The 20,951-nt window shown below is 68.5% G+C and carries 18 protein-coding genes; 8 read left to right on the top strand and 10 right to left on the bottom strand.

Features of this window, described 5'->3' with window-relative positions; translation table 11 throughout:
• A complete protein-coding gene (locus AB4851_RS13130; RefSeq protein WP_414439235.1) occupies positions 1 to 906 on the bottom strand; it encodes a LysR family transcriptional regulator in 906 nt (301 codons plus the stop codon).
• Positions 907 to 1,117: 211 nt separating this feature from the next.
• On the opposite strand from AB4851_RS13130, the gene AB4851_RS13125 reads away from it, so the two are divergent.
• Positions 1,118 to 1,858, top strand: a complete 741-nt coding sequence (locus tag AB4851_RS13125; protein WP_414447563.1) for an SDR family oxidoreductase — start codon at positions 1,118 to 1,120, stop codon at positions 1,856 to 1,858.
• 85 nt (positions 1,859 to 1,943) lie between these two features.
• On the opposite strand, the gene AB4851_RS13120 is transcribed toward AB4851_RS13125, so the two are convergent.
• From AB4851_RS13120 to AB4851_RS13105, 4 genes are all read right to left on the bottom strand, one after another.
• A complete protein-coding gene (locus tag AB4851_RS13120; RefSeq protein ID WP_414447562.1) occupies positions 1,944 to 2,711 on the bottom strand; it encodes a hypothetical protein in 768 nt (255 codons plus the stop codon).
• A 385-nt stretch (positions 2,712 to 3,096) separates the two neighbouring features.
• Positions 3,097 to 4,320 (bottom strand): hypothetical protein, encoded by a 1,224-nt coding sequence (locus AB4851_RS13115; protein ID WP_414447561.1) that lies wholly within the window; start codon positions 4,318 to 4,320, stop codon positions 3,097 to 3,099.
• A 395-nt stretch (positions 4,321 to 4,715) separates the two neighbouring features.
• Complete coding sequence (locus AB4851_RS13110) at positions 4,716 to 5,366, bottom strand: DUF2239 family protein (RefSeq protein WP_414447560.1); 651 nt, start codon at positions 5,364 to 5,366, stop codon at positions 4,716 to 4,718.
• A gap of 88 nt (positions 5,367 to 5,454) precedes the next feature.
• Entirely contained in the window at positions 5,455 to 6,024 is a 570-nt protein-coding gene (locus tag AB4851_RS13105) for a TetR/AcrR family transcriptional regulator (RefSeq protein ID WP_414439240.1), read from the bottom strand.
• Positions 6,025 to 6,145: 121 nt separating this feature from the next.
• Between AB4851_RS13105 and AB4851_RS13100 the strand changes: the two genes are divergently transcribed.
• Complete coding sequence (locus AB4851_RS13100) at positions 6,146 to 6,934, top strand: SDR family NAD(P)-dependent oxidoreductase (protein ID WP_414447559.1); 789 nt, start codon at positions 6,146 to 6,148, stop codon at positions 6,932 to 6,934.
• A 96-nt stretch (positions 6,935 to 7,030) separates the two neighbouring features.
• On the opposite strand, the gene AB4851_RS13095 is transcribed toward AB4851_RS13100, so the two are convergent.
• Entirely contained in the window at positions 7,031 to 8,152 is a 1,122-nt protein-coding gene (locus AB4851_RS13095) for a 4-hydroxyphenylpyruvate dioxygenase family protein (RefSeq protein WP_414447558.1), read from the bottom strand.
• Between the two features lie 427 nt (positions 8,153 to 8,579).
• Between AB4851_RS13095 and shiA the strand changes: the two genes are divergently transcribed.
• From shiA to AB4851_RS13065, 6 genes are all read left to right on the top strand, one after another.
• Positions 8,580 to 9,896, top strand: a complete 1,317-nt coding sequence (shiA, locus tag AB4851_RS13090; protein WP_414439243.1) for a shikimate transporter — start codon at positions 8,580 to 8,582, stop codon at positions 9,894 to 9,896.
• A gap of 85 nt (positions 9,897 to 9,981) precedes the next feature.
• Positions 9,982 to 10,752, top strand: a complete 771-nt coding sequence (locus tag AB4851_RS13085; RefSeq protein ID WP_414439244.1) for an IclR family transcriptional regulator C-terminal domain-containing protein — start codon at positions 9,982 to 9,984, stop codon at positions 10,750 to 10,752.
• Between the two features lie 65 nt (positions 10,753 to 10,817).
• A complete protein-coding gene (locus AB4851_RS13080) occupies positions 10,818 to 12,302 on the top strand; it encodes a PLP-dependent aminotransferase family protein (protein WP_414447557.1) in 1,485 nt (494 codons plus the stop codon).
• Positions 12,303 to 12,592: 290 nt separating this feature from the next.
• The gene (locus tag AB4851_RS13075; protein WP_414447556.1) at positions 12,593 to 13,621 is read left to right on the top strand and encodes a diguanylate cyclase domain-containing protein; all 1,029 of its coding nucleotides are present in this window, start codon (positions 12,593 to 12,595) and stop codon (positions 13,619 to 13,621) included.
• A 152-nt stretch (positions 13,622 to 13,773) separates the two neighbouring features.
• Positions 13,774 to 14,172 carry a RebB family R body protein gene (locus tag AB4851_RS13070; protein ID WP_414447555.1) on the top strand — a complete coding sequence of 133 codons (399 nt, stop codon included), beginning with the start codon at positions 13,774 to 13,776 and terminating at the stop codon, positions 14,170 to 14,172.
• A 46-nt stretch (positions 14,173 to 14,218) separates the two neighbouring features.
• A complete protein-coding gene (locus AB4851_RS13065) occupies positions 14,219 to 15,259 on the top strand; it encodes a hypothetical protein (RefSeq protein ID WP_414447554.1) in 1,041 nt (346 codons plus the stop codon).
• Between the two features lie 51 nt (positions 15,260 to 15,310).
• Here AB4851_RS13065 and pelG read toward each other — a convergent pair whose 3' ends face one another.
• The 4 genes from pelG to AB4851_RS13045 are packed head-to-tail and all read right to left on the bottom strand — an operon-like array spanning position 15,311 to position 20,950.
• A complete protein-coding gene (gene pelG / locus AB4851_RS13060) occupies positions 15,311 to 16,681 on the bottom strand; it encodes an exopolysaccharide Pel transporter PelG (protein WP_414439249.1) in 1,371 nt (456 codons plus the stop codon).
• A 15-nt stretch (positions 16,682 to 16,696) separates the two neighbouring features.
• The gene (gene pelF, locus AB4851_RS13055) at positions 16,697 to 18,271 is read right to left on the bottom strand and encodes a GT4 family glycosyltransferase PelF (protein ID WP_414447553.1); all 1,575 of its coding nucleotides are present in this window, start codon (positions 18,269 to 18,271) and stop codon (positions 16,697 to 16,699) included.
• Positions 18,272 to 18,279: 8 nt separating this feature from the next.
• Positions 18,280 to 19,470, bottom strand: a complete 1,191-nt coding sequence (locus tag AB4851_RS13050) for a sugar ABC transporter permease (RefSeq protein ID WP_414447552.1) — start codon at positions 19,468 to 19,470, stop codon at positions 18,280 to 18,282.
• Positions 19,457 to 20,950: a PelD GGDEF domain-containing protein gene (locus AB4851_RS13045; RefSeq protein WP_414447551.1), complete on the bottom strand. Its 1,494-nt coding sequence runs from the start codon at positions 20,948 to 20,950 to the stop codon at positions 19,457 to 19,459. Before AB4851_RS13045 ends, AB4851_RS13050 begins: the two co-directional genes overlap by 14 nt.
• Between the last annotated feature and the right edge of the window lies 1 nt (position 20,951).

Raw genomic sequence — 20,951 nt, 5'->3', positions numbered from 1 at the left:
TCAGGCCGGCCCGAACAATTCCCCGTAGATATCCCGCAGCCAGTCGACGAACACGCGCACGCGCGGCGACAACTGCCGCCGATACGGATACAGCGCCGTCAACGGCATGGCCGGGCTGTGCCAGTCGGCCAGCACCTCCACGAGGCGGCCGTCGCGCAACGCCGGCTCCAGGTGGTAGCGCGGCGCCTGGATCAGCCCCGCGCCGCTTTCGCAGGCCACCGCGTAGTTTTCCGCGTCGTTGACCGAGATCCAGCCGCCGACGTCGTAATCGCGCACTTCCCCGTCCACCACCACCGAGAACGGGTAATCGATGCCGCCGCTGCTCGCGAAGAAGCGCACGGCGCGGTGCGACGGCAGCTCGTCGGGATGCCGCGGCGTGCCGAATTCGGCCAGATAGGCCGGGCTCGCGCAGATCACCTGCGGCATCATCGCCAGCCGCCGCGCCACCAGCGACGAATCGTGCGGCCGCCCGCCCCGGATCACGCAATCCACGCCCTCGCGCACCAGATCGACGAGCCGGTCGCCGCTGCTGACCACCAGTTCGATTTCCGGATAGCGACGATGGAAATCGGCGATGCGCGGCAGCACCACCTGCGTCGCGTGCGTGCCGCTCATGTCCACGCGCAGCAGGCCGCGCGGGTTCGAGGCGTCCTGGCGCAGCGAGGCTTCGGCGTCGTCGAGTTCGGACAGCACCAGCACGCAGCGCTCGTAGAACGCGCTGCCGTCCGCCGTCGGCTTGACCTGGCGCGTGGTGCGCTCCAGCAGCCGCGTGCCGAGCCGCGCTTCCAGTTGCTTGATGGCGTGCGTCGCGCTCGCACGCGGGATGCCGAGCATGTCCGCCGAGCGGCTGAAGCTGCCGGTTTCGACGATCCGGGTGAACAGCTGGAGAGTATCGAGGCGATCCATGGCGGAGCGGGATTGTTGATGTTCGTTGAATATGCGCGCTACTTTACCAGCCTGAAAGGCCGATGAATGTGGCTGAAACGCCGATTTCCCGCTCACATTATTGATGCCGGTTGAATTGTATTAGCAAGCCGGGCGGGTTTATCGATGCGGGCAAAGCGCGAAGAATGCATTCCTGACGGGCAACGACGCCCTCTCACATCAGGAGCCAGACATGACCCAAACCTCTTCCCGCGCCGCGATCGTGACCGGCGGCTCGCGCGGCATTGGCCGCGCCATTTCGATGCGCCTCGCCACCGACGGCTTCGCCGTGGTCGTCAACTACGCCGGCAATGCCGACACCGCCCAGGAAACCGTCGATGCGATCGTCGAGGCTGGCGGCCGCGCGATCGCCGTGCAGGGCGATGTGTCCGTCGAAGCCGACGTTACGCGCCTGTTCGACGCTGCGTTCGAGGCCTACGGCCGCGTGGATGCCGTGGTCAACAGCGCCGGCGTGATGACGATGGCCCAGATCGACGCCAAGCATATCGACGTGTTCGACCGCACCATCGCCATCAACCTGCGCGGCGCGTTCCTGGTGCTCGGCGAGGCGGCCAAGCGCCTGCAACGCGGCGGTCGGATCATCGCGCTGTCGACCAGCGTGATCGCGCGCTCATTCCCCGGCTACGGCCCGTACATCGCCAGCAAGGCCGGCGTGGAAGGCCTGGTGCGCGTGCTCGGCAACGAACTGCGCGGGCGCGGCATCACCGCGAATATCGTCGCGCCGGGGCCGGTGGCCACCGAATTGTTCTTCAACGGCAAGAGCGAGGAACAGGTCGCGCAGATCACCAAGCTCGCGCCGTTGGAGCGCCTGGGCGAGCCGGAGGATATTGCGTCGGCGGTGTCGTTCCTGGCGGGGCCGGATGGGGCCTGGGTGAATGCGCAGGTGCTGCGCGTGAATGGCGGGTTTGCTTGATTGATGCATGAAGCGGGTGCTGCGTGGTTAGCCGCATCTGCTTCATCGCGGTCGGCGGTCGGCGCGGACACAATGCACACGCGATTCACCCCCGCCGCAATAAAGCCGGCAAATCACCATCGAACGCATGCGGCCCGACATGCGTGGTCTTGAACCACGGACACGCATATATCCCGCCACCCAGGTCGCGCCACTTGCGGCAGAACGACATGTCCTCCGACAGCGACCGCCCCTCGGGCGTGCGCAGAAATTCGAAGTGCTCGTACATGTGCGTCGCATGCGGCACCAGATGCCGGTAGACGGCAGGCACCTCGACGCGCGTGTCCGGATAGGCCCTCGCCAGCTTCTCGAACACGGCACGCTCCAGCAGCATCAGGCCCGCACCGCCGGCCGCCACTTCCACGGGCCGTTCGGTCTGGTTCAGAGCGCCCTCGCCGATCGCATACAGCGTTTGCCGGTAATCGGCCGCGGCCATCGCCACCTGCCGGGCCGACAGCTCGGGATTGCGCCGCGCCATCTCCACGATCGCATCCCAGTTCATCTGCTTCGCCGGATACGGCCCCAACGCGATCTCAGCCTGCACCTCGTACATGCGCAGCACGTCGCGGCCCTCGAAGCCGATGTCGGCGTCGATGAACATCAGGTGCGACAGGTTCGATTCGGCGAGAAAGCGCTGGATCAGCACATTGCGCTGCTCGTGCAGCAGCGCCGTGCCGCTGACATAGAAGAATTCGAACCCGAGGCCCGCCTCCATGCACGCGCGCTGCAACGACAGCAGCCCGCTGACATACGGCATGTAGCAGCTCGATCCATAGGCGGGCGTGGCGACGAAGATGCCAGGAATCGAAGTCATGGTGACCCGGAACGGAATGAGAGATCGGTGTGTTTATCGCTCCGTTTTATTGAATTTCGAGATGACCGTCAACGGGCGCTTGTCAATCTCGAGGGTCGCTCGCGATCGAAAATTTGCATCGAAGCGTGATCGCTCAGATAAGTTTTCTTATCTTAACGAGTCGATTTCAAATCAAAACTCGAGGATGGCAAAACGCATCGAAGGCTGGCAACCGCATGGGGACGGACCACGCCGGCCACGCGCCTCTTCGGCGCGCGATCCGTAAGGGGTCGAGTGAACAGGTCGAGATCCGAAACGATCGAGGCGATCGGCTACGGCGATGGCGAATCCGACGATGGCATCGGGACTTTTCCCGATGCGTCGCGCCGGCAACACAGGCGATGGCTCAGGCGCGGGCCGCCCAGGCTCGCGCCTGATCGTTGACGTCCTGCAGCGCGGCGACCGGCATCGCGCTCAACGCCTGCCCCGCCTGGTTCGGCGCGATGCCCGCAAGCGCCGACACCTGCTGCGCCAGCGTCGCGTGGAAATCCTGCAACTGCTGCGCGTTCAGGTAATCGGCACGCACACCGGTAGCGCGCTTCTCGCCCGGCGGCGGGTTGATCCGCACCACCGCGCCCGGCGGAATCTCGACGCCGCGCGCCAGGCACGCGAGGCTCAACGTCGCCAGATCCTCGCGGCTGCCGACCTCGATTTCGGTCAGCCGGCCGCCCTGCTCCGAGCCGTCCAGCGGGTGCACGGCCTCCTGATACGCGTGTTGCTTGCCGCTGGCCAGCGTGTGCGTGCGCAAGCCCTCCACCTTCTCGAAGCCGAACACCACCGGCACGATCTGGCCGCGATTCATCAGGCACAGGTACGGCATGGCGTCCGAACGCTCCTGCTGATCCTTGATGCCGGCCGCCGCATCGCGATACAGCGTGCGCAGCGCGTCGCCCTCGATCCGCACGCGCTCGCCGTTGCGCTTGCACATCAGTACCGACCCGCGCAGCGGCAGTTGCTCGACCGACCGCGTCAGCGCCTCGGCGTGGTTCGCCGGCGTACGTTGAGCCATCAGGAACATGGCGGCGCTCAACTCGTGGGACAGACGCTCGGTCAGCTCCGCCGGCGTGTCGGCGTCGTAGCGCTGCGCGTCGGCGGTGGGCTTCCAAGACGCGGCGCTACCTGCTCGATCGAGCACCGTACTGGCCAATTGGTAGCGGATGCCGGCCTGCGCTGGCGAGTTGCTGCTCGATGCGCTGCCCTTCGCGTAGCGACGCGGCCCCGAGCGCCAGTCGGCGCGCACGGCCTGGCTCGCGGGGCTTTCCGGCGTGCGCGTCGAGAAGAACACCATGCCTTCGAGCGAGCTGTGGCCGCCCTTCGGCGCGTGCCGGCCGCCCGCGAGCGCCTTCGACTCAAGGATCTCGAAGCCCCACGGGCTGCCGTGCAACGCCTCGGGCTTGCCGTGCCCGTCGGGCGCGGCCGGATTGCGCGGGCGCAGCAGTTCTCGACGCAAGGCCGAGCCGACCGAGCGCGACGCGCCCAGCGAATCGAGCACGTCGAGCGGCGTGCGGCGCTGGCCGTCGAGCTTGTTGAGCTTCGCGCCGGACGCGATCAGCGTGCGTACGCCGGACATATCCTGATTCGCCACCGCATCGTGCAGCGACGCGGGCGCCACGCCGTCACGGCGCGCTTGCTGGTATGACTGCAGGGGCAGATGTGCCCCCCACCGCTCGGGCTGGCGGACGATGCTGTGGACGCATGACGCGGATCGTCTTGCCGCGATTCGGCGTCGTTGATGTTCAGTGGGGAGGCGTTCGAGTCGTAACGGGTGCGCATGGGCAGGCGGGTGTGATCCGCGCCGGGCGGACGAAGCCGCACGCCGCGAAGGCTCGGAGAAAAGCGGGATCACAGGCTACCGCCCCGGCGAGGCCGCGCCGAGGGCCGAATGCGAAGCGTTGTCGCGAGGATCGAAGCAGATCGACGAACGCACGACGAAGATGACGGAACGATGACGCGTCATGCGCGCCGTCATCGATCGCCCGGTTCAACTCGGCGCGGCTCCGCTTCCGGCTCGGCAAGCCGCAGCACATGCTCGCGAATATCGGCCGGCCAGCCGTCGATCCGCTCGCGAAAGCCATCCGCCTCGCCCGCGAACAAGGCGCGCGAGGCCTCCTCGAAGCCGGGCAGATCGCCGGCCAGCGCCGACATGAAGTGATAGGCGCGCTCGTTCGCGGCACGCAGGCGGTCGCGGCCGCCGTGTTCGCGGCGTGCGTCGTCGACGAGCTTGCGCAGCGCCACCGACGCCCCGCCCGGCTGCTCCGCGAGCCACGCCCAATGACGCGGCAGCAGCGTGATTTCACGCGCGACGACGCCGAGCCTGGGCCGTCCACGGCCACGCGGCGCGGCGGTTTCGGGGGTGTCCCGCGGTTCGTCGCCGGACGTAGACGCAGACGCAGATTCAGCTTCAGCCGCGAACCGCGCTCGAATTTCGTCCTCGCTGCCACGCAGGTCGACGTCGATCGAGCGCCCCGTGGCATTGTCGAACAGCAGCACCGGCCCGGTCGATTCGGCCTGCGCGGCGCGGCGCATGGCCAGCGCGACCGTCGCGAGATCGCCCGACGCGAGATGCCGCGCGCCGTCGAAGCCGGTATAGCGGGGAAGCAAAACGGGATCTGCCATGAGGTGATGTGCGATAACGATCGATCGGAAAACGTGAGCCGGGCCGAAGGCGAACGACCCAACATTTACCCGGATATAAAAAAGCGCGTCAAGCGGCAGCCGAATCGCCGTGCGGCGCGTGCTCGTCGATCCAGGCCAGCGTTTCGCGCAGCACTTCCTCCGACAGCGCCGGATCGTCGCTGAGGCGCGACAGAATCACCGCGCCGACCATCGCCGACCATCCGCCGATCGCCGCGCGTCGAGCTTCCCCGGGCGCCACGCCCTTCATGCCGGCCGCGAAGCGCGCCACCTGCCGCCCCACGCTGCCGCCCAGCGCGGCGCGTACCTCGGGCGCCTGCCGCGCCGCTTCCGCGCCGAGCGCGGCCACCGGGCAACCGGTGGCGCACTGGTCCCGGTGCTGCGTGCTCAGGTAACCCGCCGCATAGCCGAGCATGTCGAGTTCGGTCCGGTCCTCGCCCTTCACCAGCTCGGCCAGCGTCTGCGCGATCAGGTCTTCCTTCGATTTGAAATAGCCGTAGAAGCCGCCGTGCGTCAGGCCGGCCGCGCTCATCACGTCGGCCACCGTCACCGCGTCGAAGCCGCGTTCGCGGAACAACTCGCTTGCCACCTCCAGGATCTTTCGCCGGTTCTCGGCCACCTGCTCCCGACTGACTCTCATATCGCCCTCCCATTCGATGCTTGACATGATACATGACAGACATCATGATTAAATACATGACGGTCATCATGAATAAATCGGATGACCGTTTTTACCCTACGTTCCTCTCTGGAGAATCAGCATGTCGAAGCTTCCCGTCGTCCTCGTCACCGGCGCATCCACCGGCATCGGCGCCGTCTATGCCGACCGTTTCGCGAAACGCGGCCACGATCTGGTGCTGGTCGCCCGCAACCAGTCGCGCCTGAACGATGTGGCCGCCCGCGTGCGCGCCGCGCATGGCGTGAACGTCGAAACGCTCAACGCCGACCTCACGCAATCCGCCGATCTGGCCCGCGTGGAAGCGCGCCTGCGCGACGATGCGTCGATCGGCGTGCTCGTCAACAATGCCGGCACCACGATTCCCGGCGGCTTCGTCGACCAGACGCCCGACGCCATCGAAAAGCTGATCACGCTGAACACCACCGCGCCGGCCCGCCTGGCGGCGGCCGTCGCGCCGCGTTTCGCGCGCGAGGGCCAGGGCGCGATCGTCAATATCAGTTCGGTGGTGGGGTTCGCGCCGGAACTCGGTCTGTCGGTCTACGGCGCGACCAAGGCGTTCCTGAGCTTCCTGTCGCACGGCCTGCAGCTTGAACTGGGGCCGAAGGGCGTGTACGTGCAGGCGGTCCTGCCGTCCGCGACGCGCACGGAAATTTGGGATCACGCCCAAACCGACGTGAATTCGCTCGGCGCAGTGATGGAGGTGGATGAACTGGTGGACGCGGCGCTGGCCGGCTACGACCTGCGCGAGACGGTGACGATCCCGACGCTGCACGACGCCGGTCAATGGACGCAATACGAAGGCGCGCGCCAGGCGATGCTGCCGAACATCCTGCAAGTGCACGCCGCGCCGCGCTACAAGCAGCCGGCCTGAGCGGTAACGGCCCTTTCGGCGGCGCTCGAATCGCCAAAGGGCCGATCGGACCCGCCGGACCGCCGCGCGCGGCCCGAACGGATCGAAACGCGTGCGTCAGCCGTGCTGCCGCGCGTTCGCCAGCAGATCGAGATTGCCCTCGCCGAAGCCCTGATGGCCGCTGCGCTGGACGATCTCGAAGAAAATCTCGCCCGGACGGCGCTTGACGAAGGTCTGGAAGAACAGCTTCGGCACGCCGTTCACGATCTCGCCATCCACCAGGATGCCGCGCTGGCGCAGCGCCGCCACGTCGAGCCCGTGGCCCGGCAGGCGTGCATCGATCGAATCGTAATAGGCGGCCGGCGGCTCGACGAACGTCACGCCGTTGGCGGCCAGCGCGTCCACCGACGCGACGATGTCGTCGGTCGCCAGCGCGATGTGCTGCACGCCCTCGCCCGGATGATCGGGCAAATAGTCGTGCATCAGTTGCGTGCGCGCCGTGCCTTCCTCGTAGAGCGGAATCCGCACCTCGCCGTCGGGCGACACCATCACGCGCGATTCCGCCGACACGTGCCAGTTCGCGTTGATCTCGTGGATCTCGCGGAAATGCAGCAGATCGCGATAGAAATCGAGCCATTCCCGCATGCGCCCCGCGCCGACCGTCTGCGTCAGGTGATCGACCTGCACGAGCTGCCCGCTGCCCGCGTGATGCAGGTCCGCCTGCGCGGTGGCCGGGTCGATCGGGCGGAAATCGATGTCGAAGATCGAGATGTCACCCACCCCGCCCGTCAACCCGCCGCGCCCGCGCCAGCGATCCACGAAATAGATGTGCGAATCGCCGATGCCCTGAATGGCCGGGATCGCCAGTTCGCCCTTGCCGATCCGCTCGCCCTCGAACGCCCACGCGCCGAGTTCGAGTGCGCGGTCGAACGCGCGCTGCGCGCTGTCCACGCGGATGCCGATCGCGCACACGCCCATGCCGTATTCCTCGGCGTAGCGCGAGGCGAACGAATCGGGTTCGGCGTTCAGCAGGAAATGCATCTGGCCCTGCCGGTACAGCGTCACCGCCTTGCTGACGTGCCGGGCGATCGCCTTGAATCCCAGTTGCTCGAAGCGGCGCGCGAGATCGTCGGGCGCCGGCGCGGCGAACTCGACGAATTCGAGGCCGGCCATGCCGAGCGGGTTGTCGTCCGCGGTAACGGGGGGCGTCGCGGACGACTTGGGAAAGTGGCTGGACATCCGTGGTCTCCAGAAGCGGGGGTGGCGTGGCAAGGCTCGGCGGCGGCCCGGGGCCGGCTGCGACATCGCCGCAATTTTAACCGTATCGTTCATTACAGCCCAAGCGCCGATTGCGGCGTGGCACGCGGGCGATGCGTCGGCCGGCGTTTCGCGACAGTCTGAAGCGAATCGAACCCGCTCGGCAATCGGGCGCTTCCAGCAGCGTCGCTCGGGCTCCGGCGAATTTTCGCCCTAGTGCTAACCCGAAAAACGTTCGATGATCGCACGCAATTGAACGATAATCGCGCTCCCGCGTTCGCCAAGCATTGTCGAGCCGCCGCCGCGCCCCTATGCTGCGAGCAATTTCATCGCGACGACAGCCAGGCGCGATGTGAACTCCGGCCCGCCACGCGGCCGGAACCGGGACCAGCACGACAGGAGACGCCACATGACCCCCGCATTCGATTCACTCGACCAGGCGAGCGCCCAGCGCGCCCGCGCCCAGGCCCGCAAGGCCGCGATCGGCAGTTTCGTCGGCGCGGTCGTCGACTGGTACGACTTCCTGCTCTACGGCATCGTCGCCGCGCTGGTGTTCAACGCCGAGTTCTTCCCGAAGGTCAGCCCGACGATGGGCACGCTCGCCGCGTTCGCCACGTTCGGCGTGGGCTTCCTGTTCCGCCCGCTCGGCGGCGTGGTGTTCGGCCACTACGGCGACCGGCTCGGCCGCAAGAAGATGCTGGTCATCACGGTGATGATGATGGGCCTGTCGACGGTGGCGATCGGCCTGCTGCCGACGTTCGCGTCGATCGGCTGGTGGGCGCCGGTGCTGCTGGTCGCGATGCGCGCGCTGCAAGGCTTCGCGGTGGGCGGCGAATGGGGCGGCGCGGCGCTGATGGCGGTGGAAAGTGCGCCGCAGAAGAAGAAGGCGTTCTACAGCAGCGGCGTGCAGGTCGGCTACGGCGTGGGGCTGGTGCTGGCCACCGGCATCGTGTCGATCCTGAGCCACACGCTCGGCGACGACGCGTTCCGCGCCTGGGGCTGGCGCATTCCGTTCCTGGCCAGCGTGGTGCTGGTGCTGATCGGCCTGTGGGTGCGCGCCAGCATGGACGAATCGCAGGAGTTCGTGCAGAAGGTCGAGAAGACCGGCCACAAGCTCAAGATGCCGGTGCTCGAGGCGCTGACGCGTCACCCGAAGGCGTTCCTGTTCATCATCGCGCTGCGCCTGGCCGAGCTGTTCACGATGTACATCGTGACCGCGTTCGCTTTGAGCTACTCCACCACCAACCTGCACATGTCGCGCGAGCTGTTCCTGAACATCGGCCTGCTGGTCGGCGCGATCAGTTGCGTGACGATCCCCTGCTTCGCCTGGCTCGCCGACCGCTTCGGCCTGCGCCGCATCTACATCATCGGCGCGCTGATCGGCCTGGCCGCCGCCGTGCCGTTCTTCGTGGCGCTGGAAGCGCGCTCGACGGTGTGGATCGTGATCTTCGCGGTAATGCTGGCGAACATCGCGCACGACATGGTGGTCAGCGTGCAGCAGCCGCTGTTCACCGAGCTGTTCGGCGCCGAATACCGCTACAGCGGCGCGGGCGTCGGCTACCAGTTCGCCAGCGTGGTGGGCGGCGGGTTCACGCCGTTCATCGCGGTGGGCCTGGTCAGCCTCGCGAGCGGCTCGTGGCACCTGGTGGCCGGCTATCTGGCGCTCGGCTGCCTGATCTCGGTGATCGTCGCGGCCCGGATGCGGATTGCACCGGCGGCGTCCTGAGGCGCCCGTCCGCCGGGCGGCGCGCGGTGCCATGCCTCGCGCCGCCGCCCGCTTCAGCCCGGCCTTCCGGCCCGTTTGACCTGCGATGAAGAAAACCCCACTCGACAAGCGCGACTGGATCGCCGGCCTCGAAAAAGGCCTGATGATCCTCGAAGCGTTCGACAGCGAACACGCGCGCATGACGCCCACCCAGGCGGCCGCGCGCACCGGCCTCACGCGCACCGCCGCGCGCCGCTATCTGCTCACGCTCGAATCGCTCGGCTACGTGTATACCGACGGCCGGCTCTACGGCCTCACGCCGCGCGTGCTGCGGGTGGGCTGGTCGTACTTCGATTCGGCGCGGCTGCCGCGCACCGTCCAGCCGTATCTACAGCAACTGAGCGCGACGCTCAACGAATCGGCCTACGTCAGCGTGCTCGACGACTGGGAACTGGTGGTGATCGCGCGCAACGGCGTGTCGCGCGTGATGACCACCGGTTTCGTGCTCGGCGCGCGCGTGCCGGCGCCGCTGGCCTCGGCCGGCGTGGTGCTGCTCGGCCACCGGCACACGCCCGAGGATGTGGCCGCGTGGCTCGACGCCACCGAGCTGCCGCCCTACACGCCGCACACGCTGACCAATAAAAGCCGCCTCCAGCAACTGATCGCGCAGGCGCGCGACGACGGCTACGCGCTGATCGAGCAGCAGTTGCAGGTGGGCGTGCGCGGCATCGCGGTGCCGCTGAAGAACCGCCAGGGCGAAGTCGTGGCGGCCTTGAGCACCAACATGCCGATCGGCAACGAAACACCCGAGGCGGCGCTCGCGCGCGCCTTGCCGCCGTTGCAGGAAACCGCGCTGGCGATGTTGAACGTGCTCTGAGCGCGCCGTCGCCGGCGGCAGGCGTGCCAGAATGTGCCGTCTCCCACCCCGCAGGACCGCCGCGCTTGGATCTCCAGCTCAGTCTCCACGGCCGTCGCGATCTCGCCGGCCAGCTCTACCGTCAACTGCACGCGGCGATCGTCGGCGGGCGGCTCGCGGCCGGCACGCGGCTGCCGTCCACGCGCGATCTCGCGCAGCAACTGGGCGTGTCGCGCAAGACCACGCTCGATGTCTACGAACGGCTCGCCAGCGAAGGCTATCTGGAGACGCGCGCCGGGCACGGCACGTTCGTCGCGTCGGGTTTCGCGCCGCCGGACGACGCGCTCGACGCACTCGATGCGCCCGACGCCAGGCGCGCCGCCCGCGATCCGCTTCCCGACCCCGCCGATCTCCCGCAGCTTCCCGCCCGCGCCCATGAAGTGTGGTCGCGCGTGCCCGTCGATCTGGCGATGCCGATCTCCACGCCGCCGCTCGCGTTCGATTTCCGTGGCGGCATCACCGACAAGACGCGCTTTCCGTGGGGCGACTGGCGGCGCTCGCTGAACCACGCGATCCGCGCGCAATCGCGCGGCAGCGGCGAATATCGCGACGCGGCCGGCGACCCGAACCTGCGCGTGGGGATCGCGCGCTACGTGGGCTTCAGCCGCGCGATCGCGTGCAGTTGGCAGGACGTGGTGGTGACCAACGGCGCGCAACAGGCGCTCGACCTGCTCGCGCGCACGCTGGTCGGCCCCGGCGACGTGGTGGCCGTCGAGGAGCCCGGCTATCCGCCCGCCCGCGCCGCGTTCGAGGCGCTCGGCGCCACGGTGATCGGCGTGCCGGTGGACGCGCAGGGGCTGATCGTCGAGCAACTGCCCGACGCGGCGCGCTTCGTCTACGCCACGCCGTCGCATCAGTTCCCGCTCGGCATGCCGATGAGCCTGGCGCGCCGCGTCGCGCTGCTCGACTGGGCGCGCCGCCGCGACGCGGTGGTGCTGGAGGACGACTACGACTGCGAATTCCGCTTTGACGGCCGCCCGCTCGAACCGCTCAAGAGCCTCGACCGCGACGGCCGCGTGGCCTATGTCGGCACGTTCTCGAAGACCTTGTTTCCCGAGTTGCGGATCGGCTATGCGATCGCGCCGCGCCCGCTGATCGCGCCGCTGCTGAAGGTCAAGCAGATCGCCGACTGGCATTCGGGCACGCTGATGCAGGCCGCGCTCGCGCACTTCATGCTCGACGGCGCGTTCGGCCGGCACCTGCGGCGCATGGCGCGCGAATACGCGTTGCGGCGCGCGCGCATCGCGGCCTGGCTCGACGGCGAACTCGCGCCGTGGTTCGCGCCGGTGGCGGCGTCGGCCGGCATCCACGTAGCCGCGCCGTTTCGCGCCGCGCTCGACGAGGCGCGCTTGCTGGCCGCCGCGCGCGAGGCGTCGATCGCGTTGATCGGGCTGTCGGCGTTCCACGCACACATCCCGGCCGTGCCGGGCGTGCTGTTCGGCTATGGCGGCATCGATGCGCCGCATATCGATACCGCGATGGCGACGCTCGCGCGGCTGGTGAAGGTCTGAAGCCAACGCTGAAAACCGCGCCCCATCGCCGCGTCCTGCCCTGACGAATACGCGCGCCGAGCGCGCCGAAACCCCGCAGCTTACAGCCCTCGCGCGACGCGCAAGGCAGGCGTAAGCCCGTCACACAAATTCACGCGCAGGCCCTCTCCCGGCCGCCGGAATTTGCTTTATCCTTGCGCGCAAGCGCGGCCCGGCCGGACCCGGCACGCGCGATCGAACCGGTTCAATCCGATGCCCGCGCGTCCCGAGCCCGAGCCGCCGCGCATGCGTCTTCCGTGCAGGACATCCCCGTGTCGCTCCAGCCCCCGTCTTTCGCTCCCTCCGCCGAAACCCTGCTCGAGATCGTTCGCTCGCAAACCGAGATCGCCAAGCTCGGCCTCGACCTCGGCGGCGTGATGGCCTATGTCGCCGAACGCGGCCGGCACCTGACGCACGCGCAAAGCGCCGTGGTCGAACTGGCCGAACAGGACGACATGGTCTATCGCGCCACCGCCGGCCTTGCGACCGACCTGCTGGGGATGCGCCTGAAGCGCGCCGGCAGCCTGTCGGGCCTGTGCGTGCAGACGGGCGAGATCCTGCGCTGCGACGATTCCGAACTCGACGAGCGCGTGGACCGCGAGGCCTGCCGCCGCGTCGGCCTGCGCTCGATGCTGGTCACGCCGCTGCGCCACCTCGATACGACGGTGGGCGTGCTCAAGGTGATGTCGCCGGAAATCGGCAAGTTCGGCGAGGCCGACATCCAGGTGCTGCAACTGATGTCGGAGCTGATCGCGGCCGCGATGTTCCACGCGGCGCGCAGCGAAACCAACGAGCTGTACGTGCGCGCCACCCACGACGCGCTGACCGGGCTGCCGAACCGCGCGCTGTTCTACGACCGTCTGCGCCAGGCCGTGCAACTGGCCCAGCATTCGGAAGGCGCGCTCGGCATCCTGAACCTCGACCTCGACGGCCTGAAGCCGATCAACGACCACTACGGCCATCGCGCCGGCGACGCGGCGATCCGCGAGGCGGCCGCGCGCATCGCGCGTTCGGTGCGGCGCTCGGATACGGTCGCGCGCGTGGGCGGCGACGAGTTCGGCGTGATCCTGCCCGGCATCGCCGGCCGCTCCGACGCGCAAAGCCAGAGCGAGCGGATGACCGAAATGGTGGCCGAGCCGTTCGAGTTCGAGGGGCAGCAGCTCGATCTCGGCGTGAGCGTCGGCATCGCGATCCTGCCCGAGGACGGCGTGGAAATGACCGGCCTGATCGACCGCGCCGATCAGGCGATGTACGCCACCAAGCGGCAACGCAAATCGGGCGGCGGCCAGGGCGAGCGCTGAACGCCGGGCCGCGCGGCGAAGCGCGGCGCGTCGTCATACGAATGCGGTGGCGCGCCGGCGGCGGCCGTGTCACCATCGCCGCACGATTGCGCAGCCGCGCGATCGCACGACAGCGACGATCCACCGTCCGGCCCCGCGCCAAAGGAGCGAGCATGGCATTCCCCACCGCCGTCAACAATCAGATCACCGACGCCGTCACGCAGGCCAACGTCAAGGTGCTCGGCGACGCGCCGGCCCTGGCGCTCGACAATTTGTCCCCCGCCACCTCGCAGGCGCTCTCCAACGCCATCCACAACGCCACCAGCGTGCCGAATGTGAACGTCAAGGTGCTCCGCGACCTGCATGGTGTGAGCCTGGACGATCTGTCGCCGGGCCAGTCGCAGGCGCTCTCGAACGCCGTGCATAACGCCACCACCGCGCAGCAACAGGGCAACGTAGTCGCCCAGGCCACCACCGTTCAGGGCGTGGTCACGCTCTACGCGCTCGATACGGCCTCACACGGCGTGGATACGCGCTACCTGCTCCTCGTGCATCCGACGCACGGCATCTGAACGCTCGCCCGCGCCTCAGCCCATCCTCTCATCGCAGGAACCCGACATGCCCCTGACTCTTGCCGGCCGCCGTATTCTCGACACCTCGAACCTGTCCGAGGCCGCACGGCTCACGCTCTCGCTCATCGAAGGCGGCACCGCCTGGTTCGCCTGGGCCGTGGCCGCGCCGAACGCGCGCTACGACTTCGCCGACGAAACCCAGCTCGTGGCCGCCGTGCAGCAAGGCCTGCATGCCGCGCCGCTGGCGCTGCTGCCCGCGCTGCGCCTGCTCGTGAATCCGATCAAGCTGCTGTCGCTGAGCGCCCACGACCTGCGCGTGCTGGCCGCTGGCGAAGCGTCCGGCGCGGCGCCCGAGGCGCTCGAGCGCGCCCGCGCGCTGCTCGACGCCCACCAGTTGCTCACGCAAGACGCGCTGGCCGCCGGCACCGATTTCCTCGCGCAACTGGGCGTGGACGGCGCGCCGCTGTTCCAGGCCGTCGATCTCGACGGCCGCCTCGCGCTGGCCGTGCTGGCCGGCATGGACGAAGTCGCCCGTCACCCCGAATTCGTGCAGCACGAGGCCGCCGCGTTCGCGGTGGCCAACGCGCGCACGGCGCTCGAATTCGCCGACCTGTTCCGCTTCTATCTGGATAGCACCGAGCGCCTCGGCAACCCGGCGGCCCATGCCGCGCAGCGCCGCGAGGCGGCTCAAGCGGCGCTCGACCACCTCTACCCGGCGCTGTTCGGCGCGCTCGACTGCCCGCAGGTGACCGGCCTGCCCGCGCCGTTCGAGGTGGCCCAGGTGGTGCGCAATTGGGTGGCGTCGGGCCGCGCGCTCGGCTTCGTGCGGCTCTCGCGCGGCGCGTTGCAGGTGGCGCGTCACGGCGGCTATCGCGGCGAACAGGGCGAGCAGGCGCAACAGCTCGTCGCGCGCTATCTGGCGGACGCGACGGCGTTTCTGATGGAATCGGAAGTGTCCAGCGGCGTGCTGGGCCAGGACGGCGGCACCTGCTCGTACCCGATCGGGCGCGACGGCCGCCATGCCGTGGTGCAACTGAGCCACGGCGGTCTGATCTCGCTGGCCACCTACCAGGCGGCCGGCGTCTGAACGGCAGGCGGTGTGCGGCGGCCGGGCGTCAGCCGCGCCGCCGCGCCATGCTCATTGCAGCATGAACGTTTCGTACTCCAGCGTTTCGAGCTTGCGGTCGAGCCAGTAGAGGCTCGCCAGCATCACCACGAACAGCGCGCCCGCGAAACCGTAGCCGTAGGTGGCCGGGTTCGCGTTCAGCGTGAACGCCGTCAGCAGCACGTTGAGCGCCACGAAGCCGCCCACCAGCCACATCACGATGCGCCGCTTGTCGAGGTAGAAGAACACGTTGAGGATGCCCATGAACACCACCTGCATGCTGGCGGCGATCACGTCGATATAGAGCAGCGGCAGGTACAGCGACGGGATGTGCAGCCACTGCAGCAACGTAGGCGCGGCGGCGAACAGGATCAGCGCGGCCATGCCCTGGATCTTCAGGATTTCCCACACGCCCTCGCGCAGCGCTTCCACCATCGCGCGCTGCATCCGCTCGATATGCTGGAGCGAGGCGCCCTCGCGCACGGCCTCGTAGAACGCGTCGTAGTACTCGACGAAATCGGTCTCGATGCGCAGCAGGAACACCGCCATGCCCGGGATGATCGCCAGGTACGCGAGGAACACCGGAATGTCGTAGATGATCGACGCGCGCAACGGCCCGATCACCGGCTGGCCGGTGCCCGCCGAGTACCAGAACATGAACTTGTCGATCCAGATGCCGAGGTTGTACAGGAACCCGATCAGCATCAGCGACGGGTAACGGTAGCGCTTCTCGAAGATCTCGAACGAGATGAAGCGGTCGCTGTCGAAATCGCGGTAGATCAGCCCGAGCAGGCCGCACAGCAGCAGCGTCTGGCCGATCACGAAGCCCGCCAGCAGGCCGCTCAGGCCGAAGCGTTCGAGCCCGAGCGCGGCCAGCGTGGTGACCGCATAGCCCACCGCGAACACCACGATGATCGCCACGTAGCGCTTCATGCCCGACAGAAAGATGGTGGCGATCCAGATGTTGCTCATCACCACGAAGCCGGCCAGCATCAGCATGCGGTAGCCGGCCGTCTGGCCGCCGAACGCGAACAGCGTGACCAGCGCGCCGATCACGGCCGAGGCGGCCGTCACCACCAGCATCACGGCGTGAAAGTTCGGCAGCACCAGGTCGCGGCGCTTCTCGAACAGGCGGTCCGACGTGAAGCGCGTGTACCAGAGCTGCAACGGCCCGGTCAGCACCAGCGATACCGCGATGAGATAGGTCACCGACACCTGGAACTGCGTGACGGCCCCCGTCGGCGTGACGAACGGCACGCTGAGCACGCCGATCAGCAAGATCCCGACGATCGACAGCACCCACGGCCCCGCGCCGATCAACCCCGCATAGGTATAGGCCTGCATCATGCCCGTCAGCGTGTTGCGACGGAGCATCTTGCGCAGTTCGAATCCGATTCCGGCCATGGTTCGCGGCCTCCTTCAGTGCATCGGGCAGGCCAGCGGCCCGCCCGCGGCCGGCTGCGCCGGCGCCGCGATCAGGCGCTGGTACAGCGTGCGGTACGAACCGATCATCTGGTCCTGCGTGTAATAGCGCTCGACGCGCGCCATCCCGGCGCGCTGCGCGGCGTGCCAGTTGTCGTCCTCGAACAGGTCGAGCGCGGCCTCGGCCAGCGCGCGCGGGTCGGCGATCTGCACCACGCGGCCCGCCGCGCCCAGCGCGGCATCCTCGCCGGGCAGGCCCTCGATCAACTGGCGGCACGAGCCGACATCGGTGGTCACCGACGGCACGCCCGCCGCGAAGCCTTCGAGCACCACCAGCGGCAATGCTTCGGAGATCGAACTGAGCACCAGCATCCCGCACTTCGGCAGCAGTTCGTCGATCTTCTGGAAGCCGAGGAACTTGACCTTGTCCTTCAGGCCCAGGCTGTCCACCAGCGCGCGGCATTCCTGCGCGTAGGCCAGATCCTCGTCTTCCGGGCCGGCGATCCATGCCTCGGCGTCCGGCATGCGGCGCAGCACGGTCAGCATCGCGCGAATGAAGGTCTTGATGTCCTTGATGGGCACCACGCGGCCGATCAGGCACAGCGTTTTCGGCACCGCGGCCGCGCGCTTCTCGCGCAGCGACGCGAGGCGCGCGAGGTTCACGCCGTTCGGGATCGTGCCGGTGCGTTCGGCCGGCGCGCCGTCGACGATCTGGCGCTGCCGGTTGCCTTCGTACAGCGCGATGATGTCGCTCGACGCGTCGTAGCACGCGCGGCCCAGCGCCTGGAAGAAGCGCACCCACAGATCGCGGAAATAGCCGACCTGCGACACGTCGCGCTCGAAGATGCTGCGGTTGTCGCGGATCCACTCGCTCTGGAACAGGTCGATCTTGCGTTCCTTGGTGTAGATGCCGTGTTCGGACACCAGCAGCGGGCGGCCCGTGCGGTAATGCGCGAGCGCGCCGAGAAAGCCGGCGTAACCGGTGGACACCGTATGCAGCACCTTGCCGGCAGGCAGCGCTTCGGCGATCCGCGCCAGTTGCCAGAGCGGCTTGTGCATGATCCGCACGGTCCAGAAGTAATCGACGAACGACGGATCGGTGCAGTGCTTGCGGTACTGGTCGGTCAGGTATTCCCAGGCTTCCTTCGAATACAGGAACGCGTCCTCGCTCAGTGCGCCGCCCGGCTTCAGGTCGGCCAGCATGTCCTTGAGCAGTTGCGCGCCCATCGTGCGCATCGCCGGGTTGCGCATGCTTTCGTGCAGCGCGGCCGAACGGGCGAACGCCTCGGGGTCGCCGCTCATCTTCTTGACCAGCGGCGGCGGCGCGAAATCGTAGAGGTAATGATTCTCCAGATGCACCACGTTGTCGGGCAGCGCGTAGTGCTGCCTGGTGTAGTCCTGCGGGCGGCTGCCGAGGAAGCACAACGCGAAGCTGTGCTCCGGGAACGCCCGGATCATCTGGTTGACCCAGCTCGACACGCCGCCGCTCACATACGGAAACGTGCCTTCGAGCAGCAGCAGCACGTCGGCGGAGGCGGCGCGCGGCAGCGCGGTCGGGGGCGGTGTCGTCATGGCTGAACTCATTCGCGGGAGGCGCTGACCGCAGCCGCGTCGGGCTCCGGCTGCCAGAAATCGAGGGCGGCCTGCAGCGTCGGCGTGACGGCGTGACGGTCCATCGCGCCGAGCAGGCCGTGCACGCGCACGAAATCGCGGCGCAGGTAGGCCGCTTCGGCCAGGTAAGGCAGCATCCGGTCGCGCGGGAAGCCGCTGTCGATGGCGCGTTCGAGCATCGCGTCGGCCGCGTCGAGGTCGCGCCGCAGCAGCGCGAGACGGCCGCGCAGGCGCCACAGCGCGGCGTCGCCCGGCGCGAGCGCCAGCGCGGCTTCGGCGAAGCGGTCGGCTTGCGCGATCGCGTTGTCGTACACGTCGCCCGTCACCAGTTGTTGATAGATCAGCTCGCCGTACAGCTCGGCCAGCGTCTTGAGGATGCGGGCGCGTTCGGTCGAATCGAGCGAGGCCGCGCCCGCGCCGTCGAGCGCGCTGCGCTCGGCCGTGATGCGCTGGGTCAGCGCCTTTTCCTTGCTTTCGAGGCTGCCGTAGGCCAGCAGGCGGATGTCGTCGAGCGGATCGGCGAGCATTTCCTGCAGGATCGGCGAGATCGTGCGCACCGGCAGCGATTGCATCGCCAGCAGCGCGGTCATGCGGAAATCCACGCTGGCATCCGCGTTGCGCAGTTCGGCCTTCAGGCGTGCGCCGCGTCCGTAGGACACCGAGCCGATCAGGTATTCGGCGAACTCCGGCTCTTCCACCGAGGTGACCGGCAGGTTGGTGCGATTGGCCGGCAGCACGCGCGCCAGCGCGAACGCGCCGAGCGCACAGACAATCCCGCCGAACGGCACCGCGAAATTGAAGAAGCCGAGCAGCACCACGCCCGGCCAGCGCGCCGGACGCAGCCGGCGCGGCAGCAGGCGCACCGAGCCGGCGGTGGCAAACACGGCCGCCACCAGCAGGATCAGCAGGCAGGTGACGAACAGCGGCGTGTTGACGCGCGAGGACGCGGCCACGGCGGCGGCGTCGGCCGGCAGCCCGCCGAGCCAGAGCGCCGACAGGTCGGGCACGCTGCGCAGGCTGGTCAGGCACGCATAGGCCTGCAGCGCGAGTGCGATCAGCAGCGCGATGACGGCCAGCAGCGCGCCGAGCGCACCGCCGTCGCGCCGCGCCGGGGCCGGGCCGGCCTCGCCGGCCGGGAGGCGCGGGTCAGCCGGCGACACCACAATGCTCCATCAGCTTGACCAGCGGACGCATCGGGTCCTGGGCCGGCACGTTCATCGAATACACCGCCACGTGCGCGCTCTCGAAATCCACACCGAACTGCGCGCGCAGGTTGTCCTCGATGCGCAGCAGATAGCCGTCCGCACCGCTGTTGCCCGACAGCGGCATCAGCGTCAGCACGGCGCGATGGCTCGGCGTGACGATTTCCCATTGCGAGTCGAGCGCGCGGCGCGTGCGCACCACGTGCTCGCACAGCGCGGCGCTGCGTTCGTCGTTCTCGAACACCAGCGTGACCACCGACGACAGCACGCGCGAATCGCGGCGCAAATGCACCAGCCGCGCATAGTCGAGCGCGAAACGGTGCGGACAGTCGGGGAACGCCGCCAGCATCTCGCGCGTGACTTCGGCATGGCGCACGCCGTCCGCGTAGAAGTTGCACAGCACCAGCAGGAACTGCAGGTTGTCGCGCGTCAGCGCCAGGAACGGCATGCGTTCGATCGCCACCAGCCCGACCGGCTCGCCCTTGACGTCGAGCAGCGGCACGCAGGCCAGATAGCGGCTGCCGATCGAGGCCGGCGTGGCGTGCGCCTGCGCGTCGACGTGCACCAGATGGCGCGTGTCGATCGCCTCGCGCACCAGCGGGTCGTGCACGTCGAGCGGTTGCGCGCCGCCCACCGAGGCCGCCACTTCGGCGGCCGGGCCGCCATGGCGCCAGGCGTGCACGCTAGCCACTTCGAGCTGCACCGCCTGCGCGGCCGAATCGAGGAAGGCCTGCGCGCCGCGCAGCGCCACGTCGCCCTGCTCCGGCGGCGTGGGCAACTGGTCGAACACCACCGTGCGCAGCCGCGCCAGCGAATCGCGCAGCGTGGCCGGACGACTCAGCAGATCCTGCTCCAGGCGCTCGTGCGAGAGCCGCAGCATGAACTGGTTGCGCGTCAGGATCGACAGGCGCTCCGACAGATAATCGTGTGCGATCCGGTTCTGCCGCAGCCGCGACATCCAGATATCGCCGAACTGGCCGGTCAGCAGCGTCAGGAAGAAGCCGCCGAAGAAGAAGCCGATCGGGAACGGCTTCACATGCGCGACGTCGCCCGCGAACACGGCCGACGCCCCGCCGGCCAGGGGCAGGCTTGGCGCCACCGGCACCGACGGATACAGCACGTACCAGGCCGCCAGCACCACGAAGCCCGACACCAGCCCGAATACCGAGCCGTAGCGCAGCGAGATGATCACCGGCACCAGCCAGATCCAGCCGAAGCCGGAGTGGATCAACAGCGGGTCCTCGGCCATGAATGCACGGCACAGGCCCACCGCAACCAGCGTGACCACCAGCGTCTCGATCAGCGCGACCACGCGCCGGCGCGTGCTGCCGTCCGGCGGCGCGATCAGCGTGTTCCACCATGCGGCCACGCCGGTCGAACGAACGGTGCGCGACTGCCGCGAACCGCCCGGGTCCGGTCCCCTTGCCTGCGTATTCATG

Origin of the sequence: Burkholderia sp. 22PA0099 (assembly GCF_047497165.1) — a bacterium.
In the GTDB taxonomy this organism is placed as follows: Bacteria; Pseudomonadota; Gammaproteobacteria; order Burkholderiales; family Burkholderiaceae; genus Burkholderia.
Note: the sequence above shows the minus strand (reverse complement) of the source record. Positions and strands in the feature narration are given on the sequence as shown.